The organism is Hydrocarboniphaga sp. (assembly GCF_028291725.1).
Taxonomy (GTDB): Bacteria; Pseudomonadota; Gammaproteobacteria; order Nevskiales; family Nevskiaceae; genus Hydrocarboniphaga.
On sequence record NZ_JAQGNT010000024.1, the window covers coordinates 35,225 to 56,988 of the forward strand.

A 21,764-nucleotide genomic window follows, 5' to 3' on the forward strand; every position below is an offset into this window, starting at 1 on the left:
ATGTGCAACCGAGGCCTCACGTCGGCAAGGGATTGCCGACCTACAAACGCCCCGCGCCGAGTCGATAGGCCGCCGCGTCGAGCTGGGTCGGCTTGCCTTCCATCAGGTCAGCCAGCAGTTCGGCCGAGGCCGGTGCCATCACCAGACCGTTGCGGTAGTGGCCGGTGTTGACCCATAGGCCGGGCAGCGCCGGATGCTCGCCGATATACGGAATGCCGTCCGCCGACCCCGGCCGCAAACCGCTCCACTGCGTTTCGACCTGGCCCGCCGCCTCAGTGCCCAGCAGGCCGACCGCGAACGCCAGCAGTTCTTCACGCGCGGCCCCGGTAACGCGCTTGTCGAACCCGGCCGACTCGACCGTGCTGCCAACCAGGATGCGGCCGTCGCGACGCGGGATCAGATACCGGCCGCCGTCCAGCACGATGCGCTTGAGCCGGCCCGGCGCGGCCCGCAGCAGCAGCATCTGGCCGCGTACCGGCGCAACCGGCAGCGCGCCGAGCGCGCCGCTCCAGGCGCCGGCCGCCAGCACCACGCAGTCGCCGCGATGCTCGCCCGCCGCCGTGTCGACTCCGGCGACCCGGCCGCCGTCACGCAGCCAGCCGGTGACCGGCGTGTTTTCGTGCAGCGCGATGCCGAGCTGGCGCAGGCGCAGCCTCAGCGCCTGGCCGAGCCGCGGATTGCGTATCTGACCGATCCACGGCAGCAGCAGGCCCGGCAAGCTCGGGCCACGAGTCTGCAGGATGGCGTCGATCTCCGGCGCCGCCAGGCCGGCTGCCGCACACCAGGCCGCACCGGCCTGGATCTGATCCGGATCCAGCAGCATCGCGCCCGACGCGGTCAGTTCGGGGTCCACGCCGGTGGCCTCGGCCAGCTCCGGTGCCAGTGCGTCGTACAACGGCAGGCTGCGGCGACTCAGCTGCCAGACCGCCTCCGGGTAGTTCCACGGCAGGATCGGACTCAGAATGCCGCCGCCGGCCCAGGACGATTCGCGGCCGGCGCTGCCGCTGTCGAAAACCGAGACTCGCCAGCCGCGACTGTGCAGCTGCAGCGCGCTGAGCATGCCGATGACGCCAGCGCCGACGATAAGCGCGTGCTGGCGGGAAGATGATTCAAACGATGATTCGAACGACGATGCCAAAAGCCAAATCCTTGGGGAGCGGGAGTGCGATGCCGGCGACGCGCGGGGGGACGGTTACGGGCCGGCGGCGGGCCGCGATTGTCCGGGCTTTGATTGTCCGGACTTTCCCTCCAGCCTGCAAAGCGGCACCGCCCGTCTGCGCTAGTTCGTCGGCTTTCGGCGCCTTGGTATAACGCTGCAATGCTTCGCATCCGCACTCAAGCCGGCTTCACCTTGCTCGAGCTGGTCGTGGTCATGGCCATTGCCGCAATCCTGCTGGCGGCGGCGATTCCGCAATTCCAGCAGATGGCCGTCGCCTCGGCGCGGGCCCAGGGCGGCACGCTGATGCTGTCGGCTTTCAACCAGGCGCGCAGCGAGGCGATCGCGCGCAACGGCAACGTCGTGGTGTGCCGGCGCAACTATTTCACCAGCAGCACGTTCCCGGTTTGCGACATGAGCACCAGCGGCACCTGGGCGCAGGGCTGGATCGTCTACCGCGACAGCGACACCAGCATCGACAGCGCCGAGCCGGACGCCGCGGCCGACATCATCGCGGTGTTCGAGCCGGTCGGCCGGGTCACCGCCACCGGCGAAGGCAATGCGTTCACGATCGTGCCGGCCGGCAATCCGGCCTACCTGGTCTTCGCCAGCAACGGCCGCGCGACACAGGCACTGAGCTTCACGCTGTGCGACGCCAGCCACCGGCTCAGCGACAGCCGCCGCGTCGAGATCGCGCCCAGCGGCTACGTCAGCCTGCGCGCGCTCGACGCCACCACCACGGCCAGCCTATGCGGCTGAACCTGCCCACACGCCGCGGCCGCGCGGACGGCTTCACGCTGATCGAAGTGCTGATCACGATCTTCATCACCGCGATCGGCCTGCTGACCGTCGCCGGCCTGCAGGCGGCGTCCAAGAAGGTCAATTTCGAAACCGCGCAGCGCACCAGTGCCACCGCGCTGGCCCAGGACATGGTCGAGCGCATCCGCGCCAATCCGAGCGCCAAGGTCTCTTACCTGACCAGCGACGCCACCGCCGCCGCCAGCGCCACCGGCTGCGCGGCCAGCTCCGCCGCCTGCAGCAGCGCGGACCTTGCGGCCTACGACGTCTACCAATGGGGCCAGAAGCTGCTCGGCGCCGAGGAGCAGGACGCCAGCGGCAACATCACCGGCGGCCTGGTCAATCCGACCGGCTGCATTACTTACGACGCCACCAACAAGGTCTACCGGGTCGCCGTCGCATGGCGCGGCTATACCGCGCTGGCAGCGATTCCGTCGACCGTGCCGAGCAACGACCCGATGCGTGCCACCTGCGGCAACGGCCTGGGCCGCTATACCGATCCGCTGACTTCCGGCAGCAACGATCTGCTGCGCCGGCTGATTGTCGTGGAGTTCATATGAGCTGCCGGCGTCGGCAAACCGTAGGTCGGCAATCCCTTGCCGACGTGAGGCCCCGGCTGCGCGTCGAAGTTACATGTCGGCAAGGGATTGCCGACCTACGCGCTGCGCGCCCCTCACGCCAGGCCGGCCTGACCCTGGTCGAGCTGATGATCAGCCTGGTGCTCGGCCTGATCCTGGTCACCGCGGTTGGCACGCTGTTCGTCTACACCAACCGCAGCAACCGCCAGAACGAGCTGATCGCCGGCATGCAGGACCAGGCGCGCTTCGCGCTGGCGACGCTGTCGCGCGACATCACGATGGCCGGTTACTGGGGCGGCATCGCCAGCGCGGCGACGATCACGCCCAACACCAACGACCTCGACGCCACCAACGACGCCAGCACCGCGACCGCGGCGTTCCCGGCGGCCAACGACTGCGGCGTCGACGCGACCACACGCTGGGCTTTCGAGCTGACTCGCAAGCTCAGCTACCCGGACCCGATCACCGGCATCACCCAGATCCTGATGTGGCCGAGCCGCATCGAGTTTCGCAATCAGAGCACCAGCGGCGCGCCGAGCGCGATGTGGCGCTGCATCGGCGACTACAAGACCGGCACCGACGTGGTGGCGCTGCGCCGCGTCGCCGGCCAGCAGACCGGCTGCATCGACAGCGCCAACACAACCGACTGCAAGCCAGGCAGCGGCCAGGTGAAGCTGCGCGCCTACAACTACTACCTGCAGACCAATGGCGTCGTCGGCACGCTGATGCGCTGGAGCAGCGCCGACACCGCCACGCCGGGCGGCACCGAGCAGCCGCTGAGTGCACCGATGAACTTCTTCCGCTACGTGCCGCGCATCTACTACGTGCGCAATTATTCGCACACCTCCGGCGACGGCATCCCGACCTTGTGCCGCAAGGAGCTGTGCTCGACCGGCTACACCGCCGGCAGCGACAACGAGAGCGGTACCTGCGGCGCCGCCGGCGCCAGCGCGACGGCCAGCGGCTTCTACAGTGAATGCCTGGCCGAAGGCGTCGAGGATCTGCAGATCGTCTGGGGCGTGGCCAATGCCGACGGCTCGGGCTTCCGCTACACCAGCACGCCGAGCGCGCAGGAAGTCGCGACCAATGCGCAGACCGCGCAGATCTTCCTGCGGATGCGCTCGGCGCGCAGCGACGGCTCGTACACCGACACCAAGACCTACACCGCCGGCGACGGCAGCGCGTACACCTCAAGCGGCAGCGACCAGCATTTTTATCGCCGCATTTATTCCACGACCGTCTACCTGCGCAACCCGGCCCGCTGACATGCGCAACCATCACGATCCACACCCACATCATCAACGCGGCGCGGCACTGGCCACCGCGCTGTTGTTCCTCGTCATCCTGACCCTGCTCGGGCTGGCCGCGATGCGCTCCGGCAGCATCGATCTGCGGCTGGCCCAGAACGAGGGCACCCGACTCGACGCGCAGCAGAACGCACAGACCGCGCTGGAATCGGTGCGCGCTTACTCGGCGGCGCTGAACGTGCTGCCCGGCTCGGGCTACCTGCAGTCCTGCGCGATCGGCTCCAGCCTCAACGCCAGCTCGCTGGCAACGCAGCAGGGTTTCTCCTGCCCGAGCGCCAGCGTGACCGCCGCGCTGATGCCGAACACCAACTACAAGAACTACCTGTACGTCTCCGTGCGCCGCGAACAGATCAACGGCAACGACTACGCACCGGTTGCGGCCCTGCGTGAAGGCGACAGCGGCGACCGCTACAACCTCGCGGCTTTCACCATCGTCGGTGGCTACGACCGCGTCGCCAGCGACGACACGCTGGCGCAGGGCGGAGCGGAAGTCGTGCAGGGCGTCTACGTCAAAGTCGCCAAGATCCGCGGACTGTCGCAGCAGTAGGAACAGCACCATGACCCACAAACTCCGCCAACAACTGCTCGCGATCTTCCTCGGACTATTCGTCTGCTTCTCGATCGTGATCGAGGCCGAAAACGCCTACGCCGACGACATCGAGATCTACACCAACCCGGCCGCCAACAGCGTCAAGCCGCCGTACACGGTGATCGTGCTGGACCTGAACCTGCTCGGCATCTGCAACAGCGTGCTGACCCAGACCAGCAACCCGAACAATCCGGATTCACCGCAGCTGTGCCTGAACATCACCAACACCATTATTCTGTCGGACCTGCTCGGCGGCGTCACCAGCAACCCGACGGCACTTCTGACGACTCTGCTCTATACCTTAAACGTCACTCAATTGTGCGGAATCGTCAGCTCCCTCGTCAGCACTCTCGGAGCCTCTGCGGTTTCCTCATTGCTCGTTTCGGTATGTGCTCTCGTCGCGCCGGTTACAGGTCTCCCGCTTGTGGGCTTCGCCTTGAATCTCGCGCTCGGCTTACTGGGTGTGACCGATGTCGTTGGCACGCTGGTCTCGGGTCTACTCAATCCGCTGCTAAGCACGGCGGTCGGCCAATTGCCGTCAGTGGTCACCGGACTACTCAACAGCACCTTCAGCGGCATCCTGAACCTCGGACAGGTGGGCCTGATTTCGACGCTGGAATCGATCCTCAGCAACCTGATCAACACCAACGTCGCGATCATGCTCTCGCACGCCGATCGGGCCAATTCGACCGGCTCGCCCGCCAGCACCTGCGCCTTCGCCGATCTGGCGAGCATTCCTGGCGCGCGACGAACCACCGCCGGCTGCAGCAACGGCGCCTACATGCTGATCGGGTTCACGCCGCTGGTGAACCAGGGAACCGTCAGCACGCTGCTGACCAAGGTGACCACGTCGCTGACCAATATCCTCAGCCTGCCCAATCTGCTCAACTCGGTCACCGCGCTGGCCGCCACCGCGCTGACCACGCCGACGCAACTGCTACCGCCGTATCAGGGCAAAGAGATCTACGCCGAACTGATGCATTACCTGGCCGGCAACGACATCTACAACGCGCCGCTGGCGCGCTGGGACGGGCTCACCGGCGTGCTGGTGCGCGACACCACCATCGAACTGGCCAACGGCAACTACGTCAAGCCGCCGCTGGAGTGCCGCACCGCCAACGTGCTCAACCTGATGTTGACCAACAACATCCGCGATACCGAGTCCGACGCGACGCTGCGCGCCTATCTGCCCGGGCTGCCGGCGAGCGGCGCGATCACGCTGGGCGACGTGGTGAGCAAGGCCAAGACTCCGGGCTTCACCGACAGCGCCGGCAACAACATCAACCTGCGCTCGTTCTTCGTGATCCAGGATCTGCTGACCAGTACCGCGACGCTGGGCAACGCCGGCGCCACGCTGCTGAGCTACGCCAACAGCCTCGGCCTGCTCGGCCTCGGCCAGACCGCGGCCTCGCTGCTGAAGCCGGTGATCGACGTCGACGCCTCGCTGGTGACGCCGAGCCTGACGGTGGATCTGACTTCGCCCAGCGTGGTGCGGCCGGAAGCGTTCTTCACCGAGTTCAAGCCCGATCTGAGCCAGCGGCCGCGCTGGAACGGTAATCTGAAAAAATTGAACGTCGCCGCCGACAGCAGCGGCAATTACCAGTACTACGACGCCAACAGCGCGCTGGCGATCGGCAGCGACGGCCGCATCAAGACCACCGCGCTGACCTACTGGACCAACACCAACCTGCTCGGCAGCGGCGTCACCGTCGACGGACGCAGCTCGACGCTGGGCGGTGCCGGCCAGAAGATCCCGGGCTATCTGTTCGGCGGCGGCGGCAACCCCGGCCGCGTCAACGCCGACGCCAAGCGCACGCTGTACTACGACAAGATCACCGCGACCAGCCTTGCGTTGAACGGCCTTGATGCCGACACCCAAACGGTCCGCGACGAGCTGAAGACCGATCTCGGCGTCACCGGCACCACCACCACCGACGACACTTTGCGGCGCTCGCTGCTGCTGTTTGCGCGCGGCTTCAATGTCGGCACCACGGCGGCGCCGCTGGGCACCGGCACCAGCGTCAGCGGCGTGGTCGCGCGCGACTGGATGCACGGCGCCCTGCTGCATTCGCGGCCGGTCGCGATCAATTACGGCGCGCGTAGCGGCTATTCCACCAGCAGCCCGGATATCCGCGTGGTGTATGGCGCCGCCGATGGCTTCATGCGCATGGTGCGCAACAGCGACGGCGTCGAAACCTGGGGTTTCATGCCGCGCGCGGTGATGTCGCAGCAGAGCGTGCTGCGCGAAAACACCAGCGTGGCCAGCCTGCCCTACGGCGTCGATGGCGCACCGGCGGTGCTGCTGCAGGATCGCAGCAGCAGCGGCGGCGCGGCCGACGGCAAGATCGAATCGGGCAACGCCAACGATCACGCCTGGATGTACTTCGGCCTGCGCCGCAGCGGCCGCTATTACTACGGCATGGACGTGACCAACCCGGATTCGCCGAGCCTGCTGTGGCGCATCGGCCCCGACGGCCTGTACCAGAGCGGCGGCCTGGTCGCGGGCTCGGCGAGCCTGTACTCGGAGCTGGCGCTGACTTTGTCCAATCCGCAGATCGGCCGCATGAGCGTCACCAGCGGCAGCACCACGACGACCAAGCCGGTGCTGATTTTCGCCGGCGGCTACAACGGCGGCCGCGACAGCTCCAACAACAAGATCGGCAAGGACTACTACCGCGGCAGCGACGGCCGCGTCGGCCTGGATGACACCACCGGCAACGCGATCTACATCGTCGACGCACAGACCGGAGATCTGATCTGGAAGGCGGTGCAAGGCACGTTCAGCAGCAGCACGCCGTTCAACGCGACCACCAAGGCTTTCGCGCATCCGCTGCTGACCAACAGCATTCCCTCGGACGTGACCATCGTCGACAGTGACGGCGATGGCCTGACCGACCGGTTGTATGTGGCCGACACCGGCGGCCGCGTCTGGCGCGGCGATTTCCCGGGCAGCGACCGGACCAAGTGGACGCTGTCACCGATCGCCAGCCTCGGCCGTTATCGCAGCAGCAACGTCACGAATGATCGCCGCTTCTTCCAGGCACCGGACTACGCGCCGTACCGCGGCGTGACCGGCAACTACGACATGGTGGTGTTCGGCTCCGGTGATCGCGAAGATCCGCTCAACGTGACCACCGAGAATTATTTCTACGCATTCCGCGACACGCGCACCGCGAGCGGCCTGCCGGCCGCCAGCGTGATCACCACCGACGCGGCGCTGAAAGGCCCGAGCGATTTCGCCGATCTGACCACGGTCTGCGCGAGTTCCAGCACCGCCAGCTGCGCGGCATCAACGGACCTGAGCACCGGCTGGAAAGTGAAGCTCGCCGGCAGCGGCGAGAAAGTGCTGTCGCAGCCGCTGAGCGCGGCCGGCACGGCGTTCTTCAGCACCTACACGCCGCCGAACAGCAGCACTCAGACCTGCACACCGTCCGAGGGCAGCAGCAAGGTGTACGGCCTGGCGCTCAGCGATTCACGGCCCACGGTCGCCAGCTTCATCAACGACAGCGACGGCAGCCAGCGCAGCCAGGCCAGCGCAACGCCCGGCCTGCCCGGCGAATTCAACACGCTGACTGCGAACGCGCTGGCGCAGAACGCCTCGACGCTGAAGCTGCAATCGACCGATCCCTATACGATCTACTGGCGCGAGCGGCGCGGCGACGACGAGACCCAGCCTTGAACACCGGCGCGATGACCGCTGCCAGGCCAGAGATGCGGCGCGGCTTCACCTTGATCGAGCTGATCGTCGCGGTTGCGATCGTCGGCTTGCTGACGGTGATCGCACTGCCGGCGTATTCGATCTACACGCTGCGCACCAGCCGCGCGGTCGGCAAGGCGGCGCTGGTCAGCATGAGCGCGGCGCAGGAAACCTACTTCGTCGACCGGAAAGCTTATACCAACGCGGTGACCGATCTGGGGCTGACGACCTACCTGTCACGTGACGGCTCGACCTCGGCGACGCAGACCAGCAACAGCATCTATTCGCTGAGCATCGCGGCGTTGACCACCAGCGGCACCTGCCCGGCCACCGGCTCGGCCGCGATCGGCGGCTATACGCTGATCGCGACGCCGGTCGGCACCCAGGCCCGCGATACCGGTTGCAGCACGCTGTGCCTGACTTCGAGCGGCATCCGGCTGGCATCGGCGGGTACCGCGGCGGACTGCTGGTCGCGGTAGTCGTAGGTTGGGGTGAGCTTGCGAACCCCAACATTCGTCCGCGCTGATGTTGGGGTTCGCAAGCTCACCCCAACCTACACCAACCTACTCGTTGCGTGCCGTCGCGCGGCGCAGCGCCGGCGGCAGCGAGAACACGATGTGCTCGGCGCGGCCCGGCAGTTCGCGCGCCGCTGCCGTCGTGCCGCCAAGTTCCTTCAGGCGCGTGACCACCTGCTCGACCAGCACCTCCGGCGCGCTCGCACCGGCGGTGACGCCGACGCGCTGCTTGCCGTCGAGCCAAGCCGGCTGGATGTCCGACGGACCATCGATCAGATAGGCCGCGGTGCCGCGGCTTTCGGCGAGTTCGCGCAGGCGGTTCGAGTTGGAGCTGTTGCGCGAACCGACCACCAGCAGCACGTCGCAAGCGGCGGCCAGATCTTTGACCGAATCCTGGCGATTCTGCGTCGCATAGCAGATATCGTCCTTGCGCGGCCCGCTGATCATCGGGAAGCGCGCGCGCAGCGCGTCGATCACGCGCGCGGTGTCGTCCATCGACAGCGTCGTCTGCGTAACGTAGGCCATGTGCTCGGGCTTGGCGATGCTCAGCTTGAGCACGTCATCCGGAGTTTCGACCAGGTGAATGTGCCCGCCGAAACTCGAATCGAACTGGCCCATCGTGCCTTCGACTTCGGGATGCCCGGCGTGGCCGATCAGCACCACTTCGCGGCCTTCGCGCGAGTAGCTCTTGACCTCGATGTGCACCTTGGTCACCAGCGGGCAAGTCGCGTCGAACACCGTCAGCTTGCGCTTGGCGGCCTCGTCGCGGACCTGCTGCGATACGCCATGTGCGGAAAAGATGCAGACAGCGCCTTCGGGCACCTGGTCAACCTCGTCGACGAACACCGCGCCCTTGTCGCGCAGGCCCTCGACGACGAAGCGGTTGTGCACGACCTCGTGGCGCACGTAAATCGGAGCACCGAGCTGTTCGAGCGCACGCTCGACGATCTCGATCGCGCGATCGACGCCGGCGCAGAAACCGCGGGGATTGGCGAGCAGGATGTCCATGATTGTCAGACTCCAGGAGTCGGTGCAGGCTTCTTGCGCAGCGCTTCGAGAATAACGTCGAGCACCATGAAACCGGCGCCGACGCTGATCGCCGAGTCGGCGACGTTGAACGCGGCGAAGTGCCAGGTTCCCCAGTAGAAGTCGATGAAGTCGACCACGTAGCCGCGGGTCACGCGGTCGATGACGTTGCCGAGCGCGCCGCCCATGATCAGCGCCAGCGCGACCGCCACCAGCACCTGGCCATGCGGGTTGCGCCGCATCCACACCAGGATGCCGACGCTGACGACGACCCCGATCAACACGAACACCAGCGGTGACGAGCCGCTGAACATCGAGAACGCGGCGCCGGTGTTGTGCAGATGCGTCAGGTTCAGATGCGGCATCAGCGCCACGTTGTCGTACCAGGCCATGTTCTTGACCACCAGCTGCTTGCTCACCTGATCGATCAGCATCACCACGGCGGTCAGCCAGAGCCAATGCACGTTGCGGAATTTCGGCATCGGAACCGTCCGCTCAGATCACGCGGCGAGCTTCGCCGGCGCCGTGCACGTTGGACACACAGCGGCCGCACAGGCCGGGATACGCGGCGCTTGCACCGACATCGGCGACCTGGTGCCAGCAGCGCTCGCACCTGGCGTTTTGTGATGCGTTGGCGTGCACCCAGATCTTTTCGCCGCTGCTGAGTTCATGCTCGCTTGCATCGGTCGGCTTGGCGCTGAGAGGCGCGAGCCTGGCACCGGAAGTGATGAACCAGAAGCGCAGCTCCTCGCCCGGCGCTCCCAGCGCGCTCGCCAGATCGGTGTCGGCGTAGATCGAGACTTCCGCGTTCAGGCCCGAACCGATGGTGCCGGCCGCGCGCAGATCCTCCAGCGTCTTCTTGACCGCTACACGCGTGGCGACCAGCAGCGGCCAGTCGACACCGTCCTCGGCAAGATTGAGTTTGGGCAGCTCGTACCAGCGCTGCGCAAACACGCTGGCGCTGCGGTCACCCGGCAGCAGCTGCCAGATTTCGTCAGCGGTGAACGAAAGCACCGGCGTGATCCAGCGCACCATCGCCTCGGCGATGTGCAGCAGCGCGGTCTGCGCGGAGCGGCGCGCGAGACTCTTCGCCGCGGTGGTATAGAGCCGGTCCTTCAGCACGTCCAGATACAGGCCGCCAAGATCGGTGACGCAGTAGTTGTGCAGCTTCTGGTAGACCAGATGGAACTGTGCGTCGGCGTAGGCTTGGCGGATTTCGGCCTGTAGCTGCGCCGCCTGCGATACCGCCCAGCGATCGATCAGCAGCATCTCGCCCGGCGCAACCGCGTCGGTCGCCGGATCGAAGCCGTCGAGGTTGCCCAACAGATAACGCGCGGTATTGCGGATGCGCCGGTAGGCATCGGCCATGCGCTTGAGCAGGTTGTCGCTGATCGCGATTTCGCCGCTGTAGTCGCTGGCACTGACCCACAGGCGCAGCACGTCCGCGCCCAGCGTTTTGGTCACCTGCTGCGGCGCGACCACATTGCCGAGCGACTTGCTCATCTTTCGGCCCTGCTCATCGACCGTGAAGCCATGCGTCAGCACCGCCTTGTACGGCGAGCGCTGGCGCATCGCGACGCAGGTCAGCAAGGATGAGTGAAACCAGCCGCGATGCTGGTCCGAGCCTTCGAGGTACATGTCGGCGAGCGGCGCGAGGCCGTGCTCGTCGAGTACGCCCGGGTTCGTCGACACGAAGCTGCACTGATGCGCGCTGCCGGAATCGAACCAGACGTCGAGTGTGTCGGTGCATTTGTCGTAATCGTCGGCCTCGCTGTGCGGCAACCAGTCGTAGACCTGGCTGCCGAACCAGGCTTCGAGACCTTCGGCCTGAACCTTGTCGGCGACCACGCGCAGCAGATCGCCGGTGCGCGGATGCTTTTCCTGCGTGACCTTGTGCACGAACAGCGCGAGCGGCACGCCCCAGGTGCGCTGGCGCGAGATGCACCAGTCCGGACGATCCGCGATCATGCCGCGGATGCGCTCGCGGCCCCAGGCCGGGATCCAGCGCGTCGCGTCGATCGCCTCGAGCGCGGCGGCGCGCAGGCCGGCGGCTTCCATCGATACGAACCACTGCGGCGTCGCGCGGAAAATCAGCGGCGTCTTGTGGCGCCAGCAATGCGGGTAGCTGTGTGTGATCACCGCGTGACGCACCAGCGCGCCGGTTTCACGCAGCGCGGCCAGAATCGGCTCGTCGACCTTGCGCACATGCAGGCCGCCGACCACGGGCTCCTCGTCGCTGAACTTTCCCGAAGACGTCAGCGGACTGCTGACCGGCAGATGGTTCTGCTTGCCGACCAGATAATCGTCGACGCCATGTGCCGGCGCGGTATGTACCAGGCCGGTGCCGGCCTCGAGCGTGACGTGCTCGCCGGAGATCACCGGAACCGTGGCCGGCTTCAGCGGATGGCGTGCATGGATCGCATGCCGGCGCAGCTCCAGTCCCTTGACGGTGCCGAGCACGCTGGCGCTGTCGCCGTAGCGCCGGGCCGCGTCGTCGACCAGCTCGGCCGCGAGCACCAGCAAGCCGGCGTTCGCAAAACGCACCAGCGCGTAGTCCAGATCAGCATTGACCGCGATCGCTTGATTGGCCGGCAGCGTCCACGGCGTCGTCGTCCAGATCACCAGCCGGATCGGGCCCTCGACCTCAACGTTGAACAGCCTTGCGAGCGCAACCGGATCGGCCGCCTCGAAGCCGACGTCGATCGCCGCCGACTGCTTGTCCTGATATTCGACCTCAGCCTCGGCCAGCGACGATCCGCAATCCAGGCACCAGTGCACCGGCTTGAAGCCGCGCACCACGTGGCCGTTGTCGGCGATGCGCGCGAGCACACGCAACTGCTCGGCCTCATATGCCGGCTGCATCGTCAGATACGGCTTGTGCCAGTCGGCCAGAATGCCGAGGCGCTGAAAGTCGACGCGCTGGCGATCGATCTGTTCGAGCGCATATTGGCGGCATTCGGCGCGGAACGCCGCGGCATCGAGCTTCTCGCCGACCTTGCCGAATTTCTTCTCGACCTGCAGTTCGATCGGCAGGCCATGGCAATCCCAGCCCGGCACGAACGGCGCGTGGTGGCCGTTCAGGCGCGCACTTTTGACGACGATGTCCTTCAACACCTTATTGACCGCATGGCCGATGTGGATGTCGCCGTTGGCATACGGCGGGCCGTCGACGAAGTAGTACGGCGTTGCACCGGCAGTCGCCGACATCACCCGCGCATACAGGTCTTCGCCCTGCCATTTCGCCAGGAACGAAGGCTCGCGCTTGGCGAGGTTGGCCTGCATCGGGAACGCGGTCTGCGGCAGATTGACCGTGCTCTTGTAGTCGTTTGCGTCGTTCACGTCGGCTCAGTGGTCTTGTGCATTGAGAGCGCGAGAATCCGTCGCGCATCGTCGGCGTCCTGCTGCATTCGCGCGGACAATTCGTCCAGCGAAGAAAACTTCAGCTCGGGCCGCAGCCAGGCGCAGAATTCCACGATGAGTTCGTGGCCGTAGAGATCGCCGGGTTCACCGAAAAGATGGGCCTCCAGCAGGCAGCGCGTCAGGCCCAGCGTCGGCCTGATACCCAGGCTGGCGACACCATCCCAGACGGTGCCGCGGTCGACGCGGCAGCGTACAGCGTACACGCCCTGGCGCAGCGCCAGCGGCCGGAACAGGTCGATGTTGGCGGTCGGCATGCCGAGCGTGCGGCCCAGCTGCAGGCCGCGGCGCACGCGGCCGAGCACGCTGTAAGGCCGGCCGAGCAGGCGCGCTGCGCGCGCAAGATCCGACACCGACAGCGCCTCGCGCAGCGCGGTCGAGCTGCAGCGCTCGTTGCCGACGCAGACTTTGTCGACCACGCCGAGTTCGAAACCATGATGCTCGGCCGCGTCCCGCAGCGTCTGCACGGTGCCGGCGCGGTGGCTGCCGTAGCGGAAATCATCGCCAACGACAACGGCGCCGACGCCGAGCGTCTTCACCAGCAGCTGATCGACGAATTCGTCCGCGCTCATCGACGCCACCGCCTTCGAGAAGCGCGCGACCACGGTGCGCTGCAGGCCGCTGCCAGCCAAAGCTGCGATCTTGGTGCGGAAAGTCTGCACGCGCGGCGGCGCATCGGCCGGGCTGAAATATTCGCGCGGCGAGGGCTCGAAGGTGAGCGCGGTGGCCGGCAGCCCGGTGCGGCGCGCGCCGTCCAGCGTGCGCGCCACGAGCGCGCGATGGCCCAGGTGCATGCCATCGAAATTGCCGATGGTCAGCACGCAGCCGCGATGGCTATCGCGCAGGTTCTGCAGGCCGCGGATCAGCTCCATGCGTGGACTTTTAGGGCCAAAGGGCAAGACCGAATTATACCTGTCCCGCTCCGCGACCCCGCGCCATCAGCAAATGGCGCGGCCGCAGGCCCAGCACCCACAGGCTGAGGAAATAGACCGCGCCGCAAGCCGCGATCACCGCCGCCAGGCGCAGCGCCCGGGCCAGCGCGTCCAGAGCAGTCCACTCGGCCAGCTCGCCGGCGCCATAGATCGCGACCGCGGCCATCAGGCCGTTGGCGGCCAGCAGGCGCAGGCCGAAGCGGCGCCAGCCCGGCGCCGGCCGGTAGATGCCGTCGCTGCGCAGCCGGCGGTACAGCAGCACCGTGTTGACCCAGGCGGTCAGCGAAGTCGACAGCGCCAGGCCGACGTGCGCGCCCTCGATCTTCAGGCTCCGCGCCGTGATGAAGCTGGCCAGGCTCAACAGCATGCCGGCGGCCAGGCCGATGGTCGCGAAGCGCACCGGCAGCCGGGTTTCCTGGCGCGCATAGAAGCCCGGCACCAGCACTTTCACCAGCGCAAAACCCATGAAACCGAAGCCATAGGCCCAGACCACCCAGGTGGTCATCTCGACGTCGTGCGCGTCGAACTGGCCATGGCCGAAGATCGCCGCGGTCAGTGGCCCGCCGAGCACGACCAGGGCGACTCCGAACGGCAGACCCAGCACCAGCATCATCCGCAGCCCCCAGTCCAGCGTGTCGGAGAACTGCTCGGGTGAGCGTTCGGTGTGGTGCGAAGCCAGCGACGGCAGGATCACCGTGCCGACCGCGATGGCGAAGATGCCGGTCGGGAATTCCATCAGGCGACTGCCGAAGTTCAGCCAGCTGACCGCGCCGTCGGCGATCAGGGTCGCCAGGCTGGTGTTCAGCAGCAGGCTGACCTGGGCGACGGACGAGCCGATCACCACCGGCAGCATCAGCTTGCCGATGCGCCGCACGCGCGGATCGCGCGGCCGGAAGCGCGGCCGCGGCAGCAGACGCAGGCGCATCAGCGACGGCAGCTGCGACAACAACTGCAGCACGCCGGCGACGAACACCGCGTAGGCCAGCACCATGACCGAATCGGCCGAAATCCAGGCCGAGGCGATGATGCAGACGTTGAGGATCACCGGCGCCGCCGCCGGTACCGCGAACTGGCCGTAGCTGTTCAGGATGCTGCCGGCCATCGAGGTCAGCGAGATGAACATCAGGTAGGGGAAGGTCCAGCGCAGCAGCTCGGCGCCGAGCGCGGCCTGGGCCGGGTCGGAGCGGAAACCCGGCGCGAAGGCCCAGACCATCAGCGGCGCACAGAAACAGCCGATCACCGTGACCAGGCCCAGGATCGCGCCCAGCGTCCCCATCACCACCGCGGTCAGCTCGCGCACGTCCTCGTGGGTCTGCTGGCTGCGGGTCTCGGTGAAAACCGGCACGAAGGCCTGGCTGAACGCGCCTTCGGCGAAAATGCGGCGGCCCAGGTTGGGCAGCATCAGCGCGATGAAGAACGCGTCGAGCAGCGGGCCGGCGCCGAAAGCCCGTGCCAGCGTGATCTCGCGCACCAGGCCGAGGATGCGCGAGGCCAGGGTCAGACCGCTTACCACGCTGGTCGATTTCAGCAGCGATCGGGCCATAGATGATTTGATTCAGGGTGATTCAGGCAGCCGCTGGCCGGTTGGCACGCCGATTCCCCGTTTTTTGGGGTGGCATGCATTGACAAGAAGGGGGTCGATCACAATACTAGCGCCCCTTCGATTTGTCGCCTCATTTTTTCCAGTTTTAGGAGTTAAGTCTTGGCCAACACCGCCAGTGCCCGCAAGCGCGCACGCCAGTCCGAAGTCAACCGTGCCCGCAACACGAGCCAGCGTTCGATGATCCGCACCTACGTCAAGAAGGTGGTCAAGGCCGTCGAATCCAAGGACAAGGCCGCCGCCGAAGCCGCCTACAAGGAAATGGTCCCGGTGCTGGACCGTTATTCCGACCGCGGCATGATCCACAAGAACAAGGCCGCCCGTCACAAGAGCCGCCTGATCGCGCACATCAAGGCCATGGCCTGATCGATCGCCTGATTGATCGCGCTTGTTGTTGACGCATGAGACGCGGGCCGCAAGGCCCGCGTTTTCGTTTGGGCGGCAGATTGTGCGACCGCGGTTGATACCACGACTGTAGGAGCGGACCTTGTCCGCGACTGAGGCTTCACCGGCACAATCGCGGACAAGGTCCGCTCCTACAGTTCGAATAGCCAGCCAGCGCGCGTCGGCTAGCCAACCAGCACCAGGTTGTCGCGGTGGATCATCTCCGGCTCGCCGACATAGCCGAGCCGCTGCGCCAGATCGTCACGACGCGCGCCGAGAATGCGCAGCGCATCCGCAATGCCGTAGTTCGACAATCCCCGCGCAATCTCCTGCCCGCTCGGATCCAGGCAGGCCACCAGATCGCCGCGCTCGAAGTTGCCGGTGGCCTGTTTGACTCCGACCGGCAGCAGGCTCTTGCCCTGCCCGCGCAGCACCTGCGCGGCGCCCTCGTCGAGGTGAAACTGGCCGCGCACCTGCATCTGGCCCGCGATCCAGCGCTTGCGCGCGCCCATCACGCCCTGGGCCGGCTTGAGCAGGCTGCCGATGCTCAGCCCGCGCCCGATCTGCAGCAGCGCTTCCGGCGCGCGGCCGTGCGCGATCACGGTGGCGGCGCCGGAACGCGCGGCGATATGCGCCGCTGACAGCTTGGTACGCATGCCGCCGCGGCCGAGCACGCCCTTGCTGTCACCGGCCATCAGCGCCAGCAGCGGATCGGCCAGCGAGGCTTCGGACACCAGCTTCGCATCCGGATTGCTGCGCGGATCGGAGTCGAACAGGCCGTCCTGATCGGTCAGGATCACCAGCAGATCGGCCTCGATCAGATTCGCGGTCATCGCGCCCAGCGTGTCGTTGTCGCCGAGACGGATCTCGTCGGTGGCGACGGTGTCGTTCTCGTTGACCACCGGCACCACGCCCAGCTCCAGCAGCGTGTTCATCGTGCCGCGCGCATTCAGATAGCGGCTGCGATCGGCGATGTCTTCGTGCGTCAGCAGGATTTGCGCTGCGAGAATGCCGTGCTGCTCGAAGCCCAGTTCCCAGGCCCGCACCAGGCCCATCTGGCCAACCGCGGCGGCGGCCTGCAGCTCGTGCAGATCCGAGGGGCGCTTTTTCAGGCCGAGACGCGCCATGCCTTCCGCGACCGCGCCCGACGACACCAGCACGATCTGGCGACCTTCGGCGCGCAGCGCGGCGATCTGTGCGCACCAGTCGATGATCGCGGCGCGATCCAGGCCCTGACCTTTTGCGGTCACCAGCGAGCTGCCGATCTTGATCACCCAGCGCCTGGCGCGGGTCAGCTTGTCGCGTTCCATGCCTTTAGCTCTGCTGATCGTCTTCCGTCGACGCGCCCGAATCCGGATTGGATCGCGGATCGGCATCGGCCGATTCGTCGACTTCCGGCTTGTCGAGCTGGTCCTCGCTACGCGGCGCCTGCGCATCCACCCAGATCATCGCCTCGCGGCACAGCACGTCGCAGCCCTGGCGCGTGACCGCGGAAATCGCGAACCAGCGGCCAGCCCAGTTCAGCGAGGCCAGCGTGCGCTCGATCAGCGCCTGGCGCTCTTCTTCCGGTAGCAGGTCGATCTTGTTGAACACCAGCCACTGCTCGCGATTGGCCAGCTGCTCGCTGAAAGCGATCAGCTCACCGCTGATCACGCGCACGTTCTCGGCGATGTCGCTTTCGTCCGGCGGCAATACGTCGACCATGTGCAGCAGCAGGCGCGTGCGCTGCAGATGCTTCAGGAAGCGGATGCCGAGCCCGGCGCCGTCGGCGGCGCCTTCGATCAGGCCGGGGACGTCGACCATCACGAAGGATTTGCTCTGCCCGACCGATACCACGCCCGGCTGCGGGTAAAGCGTGGTGAACGGATAGTCCGCGATCTTCGGACGCGCCGCCGACACCGACGACAGCAGCGTGGATTTGCCGGCGTTGGGCATGCCGAGCAGGCCGACGTCGGCCATCAGCGACAGCTCTAGCCGCAGATCGCGGCGCTCGCCTGGCGAGCCCGGCGTGGAGCGCCGCGGGGCGCGATTGGTGCTGGATTTAAAGCGCCGATTGCCCAGGCCGTGAAAGCCGCCCTGCGCGATCTTGATGCGGCTGCCGACATGGGTCAGCTCGCCGATCAACTCCTCGGTTTCGATGTCGTAGACCAGCGTGCCGAGCGGCATCGGGATCTCGAGATCGTCGCCGCCGTGGCCGGTCATTTCCGAGGTCTGGCCGTTCTCGCCTCGCTGCGCGCGGAACACGCGGTTGAAGCGGAAATCCGCCAGCGAATTGAGATTGGCGTCGGCCACAGCGAACACGCTGCCGCCGTCGCCGCCGTCGCCGCCATCGGGGCCGCCGAACGGAATCGCACGCTCGCGGCGGAAGCTGACGCAGCCGCCACCGCCGTCACCGGCGATGACTTCGATCTGTGATTCGTCGACGAATTTCATTTCACTACAACCTCAGGGTGCTTCATGCACAAAAAAGCCCCGTAAGAACGGGGCTCTTTCGGTACTACACTGGACATCAGGCCGCGACGATGTCCACGTACATGCGGCCTTTCGGACCGCGGGTCGCGAAAGCGACCTTGCCGTCGGTCTTGGCGAACAAGGTGTGATCCTTGCCGATGCCGACACCGGTGCCCGGGTGATACTGGGTACCGCGCTGGCGGATGATGATGTTGCCTGCGATGACCGCCTGGCCGCCGAACAGCTTCACGCCGAGGCGCTTGCTCTGTGAATCGCGGCCGTTACGGGTACTGCCGCCTGCCTTCTTATGTGCCATTTGTGTGCTCCAACCTTAACCAGAGATACTGGTGATCTTCACTTCCGTGAAGTTCTGCCGGTGGCCCTGTTCCTTGTGGTAGTGCTTGCGGCGGCGATGCTTGATGATGCGGATCTTGTCGCCGCGGCCGTGGCGCAGCACTTCGGCCGTGACCACACCACCGACAACCAGCGGAGCGCCGACGTTCACGCTCTCGCCCTCGCCAACCAGCAGGACTTGGTCAAAGGACACGGTCGCGCCGACGTCGGCAACCAGGGTTTCGATTTTCAGGTATTCGCCGTCGGCAACGCGATACTGCTTGCCTCCGGTCTTGATCACGGCGTACATCGGCTGCTCCAAAAGACGGGTCCGAACGATGGCGAGCGCGGGGCCGGCCATTAGGGAGGCGCGATTCTAGAGATCGAGGCCGGCCTCGTCAATGTTTTCGTCAGTGGTTTTGTCACATCCCGGGCCGGCGGCCAGCATCACATATTAAATGGCAAGCGAGCCGCGAGAGCCTCTATTGGAGAGCAGTGCCGTCGATGGGTTTGACCCTTCGTCCTCATCCCCCTAGCATCCACGGCCTATCCTCGGCCCGTCTCAATGGACCTCAAAACCCTGCTCTCGCCCATCGCCGAAGACATGCTCGGCATGGACCGGATCATCCGCGCACGGCTGTCGTCCGAAGTGGCCCTGATCAACGAAGTTGGCGGCTATATCGTCTCCGCCGGCGGCAAGCGCCTGCGGCCGGCGCTGGTGCTGCTGTCGGCAAGAGCGCTCGGCGCCACCGGCGAACAGCCGCGACTGCTGGCAGCGGTGATGGAACTCATCCACACCGCCACGCTGCTGCACGATGACGTCGTCGATCACTCCGACCTGCGCCGCGGCCGGCGCACCGCCAATGCCCAATGGGGCAATGAGGCGGCTGTGCTGTCCGGCGATTTCCTCTACTCGCGCAGCTTCCAGATGATGGTCGAAAGCGGCCGCATGCCGGTCATGCGGCTGATGGCCGACACCACCAACGCGATCGCCGAAGGCGAAGTGCTGCAGCTGATGAACGCCGGCGACCCCGACGTCGACGAGGCCCGCTACCTGCGCGTGATCGAGTTGAAGACCGCCGTGCTGTTTCGCGCCGCGATGCAGGCCGGCGCCATCGCCGCCGACGCAACGGCTCAGCAGGTACAGGCCATGGGCCGCTACGGCCACGAGCTCGGCATGGCGTTCCAGCTGATCGACGACGTGCTCGACTACACCGCCGACCCCGAAGTCAGCGGCAAGGCCGTTGGCAATGATCTCGCCGAGGGCAAGCCGACCTTGCCTCTGATTCACGCGATGCGCGCCGGCACGCCCGAGCAGGCGGCACTGGTCCGCGCCGCCCTCAGCGGCGACGGCGCACCGCAGCTGGACGCGGTGCTGAAAGCCGTTGATGCGACCGACGCCATCCCGTACACTCGCGCCCTCGCCGAGGCCTACTCGCTTTCGGCGACCGCGGCGTTAGGCGATCTTCCCGATTCGCCATACAAAAAAACGCTGCTCGATCTGGCCAGTTTCGCCCTCACACGGGCCAGCTGAAAGATCATTCGGGGCGTAGCTCAGCTTGGTAGAGCGCTTGCTTCGGGAGCAAGAGGTCGCAGGTTCGAATCCTGTCGCCCCGACCAAATATCCCGATGAATTAGAACAAGTTTTTTTGGCTTTCACCGACCCTCCAATCGGCGTAAAATGCTCCATCTGCACTCTATCTGCACGAGGAGATGGCGATGGCCTCCATACGCAAGCGCGAGCAGGTCGGCAAAGACGGTAAGCGCACCGTCAAATACGATGCGACGATCACGAAGCGTGGTGCTCGCCGGCAGACCAAGACTTTCCTGACCAAGGCGGCTGCCGAAAAGTGGTCTCGTAAAGTTGAAGGCGACATCGAGGCAGGCGGTTGGGTCGACCCGACCGCAGCTCATCAGATGACGATCTCGCGGGCGCTCGATATCTATCTCGCTGAAGTCGTTCCGCATCTGAAGTCCGCTGCGTTTGAGCCGCCGAAGGCCGACAATCTCAAGAAGCGTCTCGGCAACATTTCGCTGTCAGCGCTCACCACGATCGAACTCGCTCGCTACCGCGATTCCAGATTGACTGATCGCGTCAGACGCGGCGCCGGCACCAAGGGCGGCGGCACGGTGGAATTGAATCGCACGGTCGCTCCGCAATCAGTAAAGCACGAGTTGGGACTTCTCAATCGCGCGTTGGCTCATGTTGAGCACGAACACGGGATCACATTTCCTCGCGGTCGGCCGAAGCTGGATCATCGGCGCAGCAATGTCCTCGCTCTGCCTCCCGGCCGCAATCGAACCCTAAGCCCCGAAGAAATCGCTCGACTGAGGGACGCTTGCACGGTCGGGCAAGGCGCCAGCGATGGTGGTGCTTACGCATCCCTCAAGGCATCGCGCTCCTCCTGGTTGTGGCCGATCGTCGAATTCGCGATGGAAACTGCCGCTCGCCGGAACGAGATTCTTGCGCTGCGCTGGGAGGACGTGGACAAGGCATCTCACACGGTCACCCTCAAGAACAAGAAGACACCACGAAGCAAGGCGCCGGAGACCAGAACAATTCCCGCCTCTCCCCGTGTACAGGAAATTCTGGAGAGCCTCCCCAAGCCGACAGGCAAAGGCCATTACGTCTTCGGCGGGATCACTGCCAGCGCACTCTCCCAGCAATTCAAACGAGCCGTCCGCCGGGCGGAACTTGAAGACTTCAAGTTTCATGATCTTCGCCATGTTGGCGCCACCCGGCTAGCGACAGTGCTGGACGGCGACCTATTGATGCTTGCAGACATGACAGGGCATCAAGATATCCGGATGCTGCGCCGCTACGTCGCCCCGCGCCGTTCGGAGATAGCTCGCCGCCTCAATTCAGCCCCTGCCGCTGTTCCGGCATCGGGCAAGTAGTGGCATAAACACCAGACTAACTGGTCGACAAACTGTCTGAAAGCAACTTGAGCCTCGCGGTTTGGTGGTGAGGCCAATTATTT

At 65.9% G+C, this 21,764-nt stretch carries 19 protein-coding genes and 1 tRNA gene; 10 read left to right on the top strand and 10 right to left on the bottom strand.

The annotated features are described in order from the left end of the window. Nucleotides 1–40: 40 nt before the first annotated feature. The gene (locus JWQ90_RS06365; RefSeq protein WP_366919452.1) at nt 41–1,084 is read right to left on the bottom strand and encodes an FAD-dependent oxidoreductase; all 1,044 of its coding nucleotides are present in this window, start codon (nt 1,082–1,084) and stop codon (nt 41–43) included. A 234-nt stretch (nt 1,085–1,318) separates the two neighbouring features. Between JWQ90_RS06365 and JWQ90_RS06370 the strand changes: the two genes are divergently transcribed. Genes JWQ90_RS06370 through JWQ90_RS06395 form a run of 6 tightly spaced genes read left to right on the top strand, consistent with a single transcriptional unit; the run spans nt 1,319 to nt 8,604 of the window. Beyond that, nucleotides 1,319–1,915 (top strand): GspH/FimT family protein, encoded by a 597-nt coding sequence (locus JWQ90_RS06370; RefSeq protein ID WP_299690907.1) that lies wholly within the window; start codon nt 1,319–1,321, stop codon nt 1,913–1,915. Further along, nucleotides 1,906–2,514 (top strand): type IV pilus modification protein PilV, encoded by a 609-nt coding sequence (pilV, locus tag JWQ90_RS06375; protein WP_299690910.1) that lies wholly within the window; start codon nt 1,906–1,908, stop codon nt 2,512–2,514. The genes JWQ90_RS06370 and pilV overlap by 10 nt, the downstream gene beginning before the upstream one ends. Then, nucleotides 2,511–3,797, top strand: coding sequence for a PilW family protein (locus JWQ90_RS06380; RefSeq protein ID WP_299690913.1), 1,287 nt, complete (start codon nt 2,511–2,513; stop codon nt 3,795–3,797). Before pilV ends, JWQ90_RS06380 begins: the two co-directional genes overlap by 4 nt. A gap of 1 nt (nt 3,798) precedes the next feature. After that, a complete protein-coding gene (locus tag JWQ90_RS06385; protein ID WP_299690916.1) occupies nt 3,799–4,386 on the top strand; it encodes a PilX N-terminal domain-containing pilus assembly protein in 588 nt (195 codons plus the stop codon). A 10-nt stretch (nt 4,387–4,396) separates the two neighbouring features. Beyond that, nucleotides 4,397–8,107, top strand: coding sequence for a PilC/PilY family type IV pilus protein (locus tag JWQ90_RS06390; protein WP_299690919.1), 3,711 nt, complete (start codon nt 4,397–4,399; stop codon nt 8,105–8,107). Beyond that, nucleotides 8,104–8,604 (top strand): type IV pilin protein, encoded by a 501-nt coding sequence (locus JWQ90_RS06395; protein ID WP_299690922.1) that lies wholly within the window; start codon nt 8,104–8,106, stop codon nt 8,602–8,604. The genes JWQ90_RS06390 and JWQ90_RS06395 overlap by 4 nt, the downstream gene beginning before the upstream one ends. Nucleotides 8,605–8,688: 84 nt before the next feature. On the opposite strand, the gene ispH is transcribed toward JWQ90_RS06395, so the two are convergent. From ispH to murJ, 5 genes are read right to left on the bottom strand one after another with little or no spacing between them, the layout of a single operon-like run. Then, on the bottom strand, nt 8,689–9,648 hold the full coding sequence (gene ispH, locus JWQ90_RS06400; protein WP_299690925.1) for a 4-hydroxy-3-methylbut-2-enyl diphosphate reductase: 960 nt from the start codon (nt 9,646–9,648) through the stop codon (nt 8,689–8,691). Nucleotides 9,649–9,653: 5 nt separating this feature from the next. Beyond that, on the bottom strand, nt 9,654–10,148 hold the full coding sequence (gene lspA, locus JWQ90_RS06405; RefSeq protein ID WP_299690928.1) for a signal peptidase II: 495 nt from the start codon (nt 10,146–10,148) through the stop codon (nt 9,654–9,656). A 13-nt stretch (nt 10,149–10,161) separates the two neighbouring features. After that, nucleotides 10,162–12,948, bottom strand: coding sequence for an isoleucine--tRNA ligase (gene ileS, locus JWQ90_RS06410; RefSeq protein WP_366919453.1), 2,787 nt, complete (start codon nt 12,946–12,948; stop codon nt 10,162–10,164). A gap of 53 nt (nt 12,949–13,001) precedes the next feature. Continuing rightward, complete coding sequence (locus JWQ90_RS06415) at nt 13,002–13,955, bottom strand: bifunctional riboflavin kinase/FAD synthetase (RefSeq protein ID WP_299690934.1); 954 nt, start codon at nt 13,953–13,955, stop codon at nt 13,002–13,004. A gap of 34 nt (nt 13,956–13,989) precedes the next feature. Further along, complete coding sequence (murJ, locus tag JWQ90_RS06420; RefSeq protein WP_299690937.1) at nt 13,990–15,558, bottom strand: murein biosynthesis integral membrane protein MurJ; 1,569 nt, start codon at nt 15,556–15,558, stop codon at nt 13,990–13,992. Nucleotides 15,559–15,717: 159 nt separating this feature from the next. Here murJ and rpsT point away from each other — a divergent pair, with 159 nt between their 5' ends. Continuing rightward, nucleotides 15,718–15,981: a 30S ribosomal protein S20 gene (gene rpsT / locus JWQ90_RS06425; RefSeq protein ID WP_299690940.1), complete on the top strand. Its 264-nt coding sequence runs from the start codon at nt 15,718–15,720 to the stop codon at nt 15,979–15,981. 203 nt (nt 15,982–16,184) lie between these two features. On the opposite strand, the gene proB is transcribed toward rpsT, so the two are convergent. The 4 genes from proB to rplU form a co-directional block, all read right to left on the bottom strand. After that, on the bottom strand, nt 16,185–17,309 hold the full coding sequence (gene proB, locus JWQ90_RS06430; RefSeq protein ID WP_299690942.1) for a glutamate 5-kinase: 1,125 nt from the start codon (nt 17,307–17,309) through the stop codon (nt 16,185–16,187). 4 nt (nt 17,310–17,313) lie between these two features. Beyond that, complete coding sequence (gene cgtA / locus JWQ90_RS06435; protein WP_299690945.1) at nt 17,314–18,432, bottom strand: Obg family GTPase CgtA; 1,119 nt, start codon at nt 18,430–18,432, stop codon at nt 17,314–17,316. 76 nt (nt 18,433–18,508) lie between these two features. Beyond that, a complete protein-coding gene (gene rpmA, locus JWQ90_RS06440) occupies nt 18,509–18,766 on the bottom strand; it encodes a 50S ribosomal protein L27 (RefSeq protein ID WP_299690948.1) in 258 nt (85 codons plus the stop codon). A gap of 15 nt (nt 18,767–18,781) precedes the next feature. Continuing rightward, on the bottom strand, nt 18,782–19,093 hold the full coding sequence (gene rplU, locus JWQ90_RS06445) for a 50S ribosomal protein L21 (RefSeq protein WP_299690951.1): 312 nt from the start codon (nt 19,091–19,093) through the stop codon (nt 18,782–18,784). Between the two features lie 255 nt (nt 19,094–19,348). Between rplU and JWQ90_RS06450 the strand changes: the two genes are divergently transcribed. From JWQ90_RS06450 to JWQ90_RS06460, 3 genes are all read left to right on the top strand, one after another. Further along, on the top strand, nt 19,349–20,317 hold the full coding sequence (locus JWQ90_RS06450; RefSeq protein ID WP_299690954.1) for a polyprenyl synthetase family protein: 969 nt from the start codon (nt 19,349–19,351) through the stop codon (nt 20,315–20,317). 9 nt (nt 20,318–20,326) lie between these two features. Next, nucleotides 20,327–20,403, top strand: a tRNA-Pro gene (locus tag JWQ90_RS06455). A 99-nt stretch (nt 20,404–20,502) separates the two neighbouring features. Continuing rightward, nucleotides 20,503–21,681: a site-specific integrase gene (locus JWQ90_RS06460; protein ID WP_299690956.1), complete on the top strand. Its 1,179-nt coding sequence runs from the start codon at nt 20,503–20,505 to the stop codon at nt 21,679–21,681. Nucleotides 21,682–21,764: the final 83 nt, after the last annotated feature.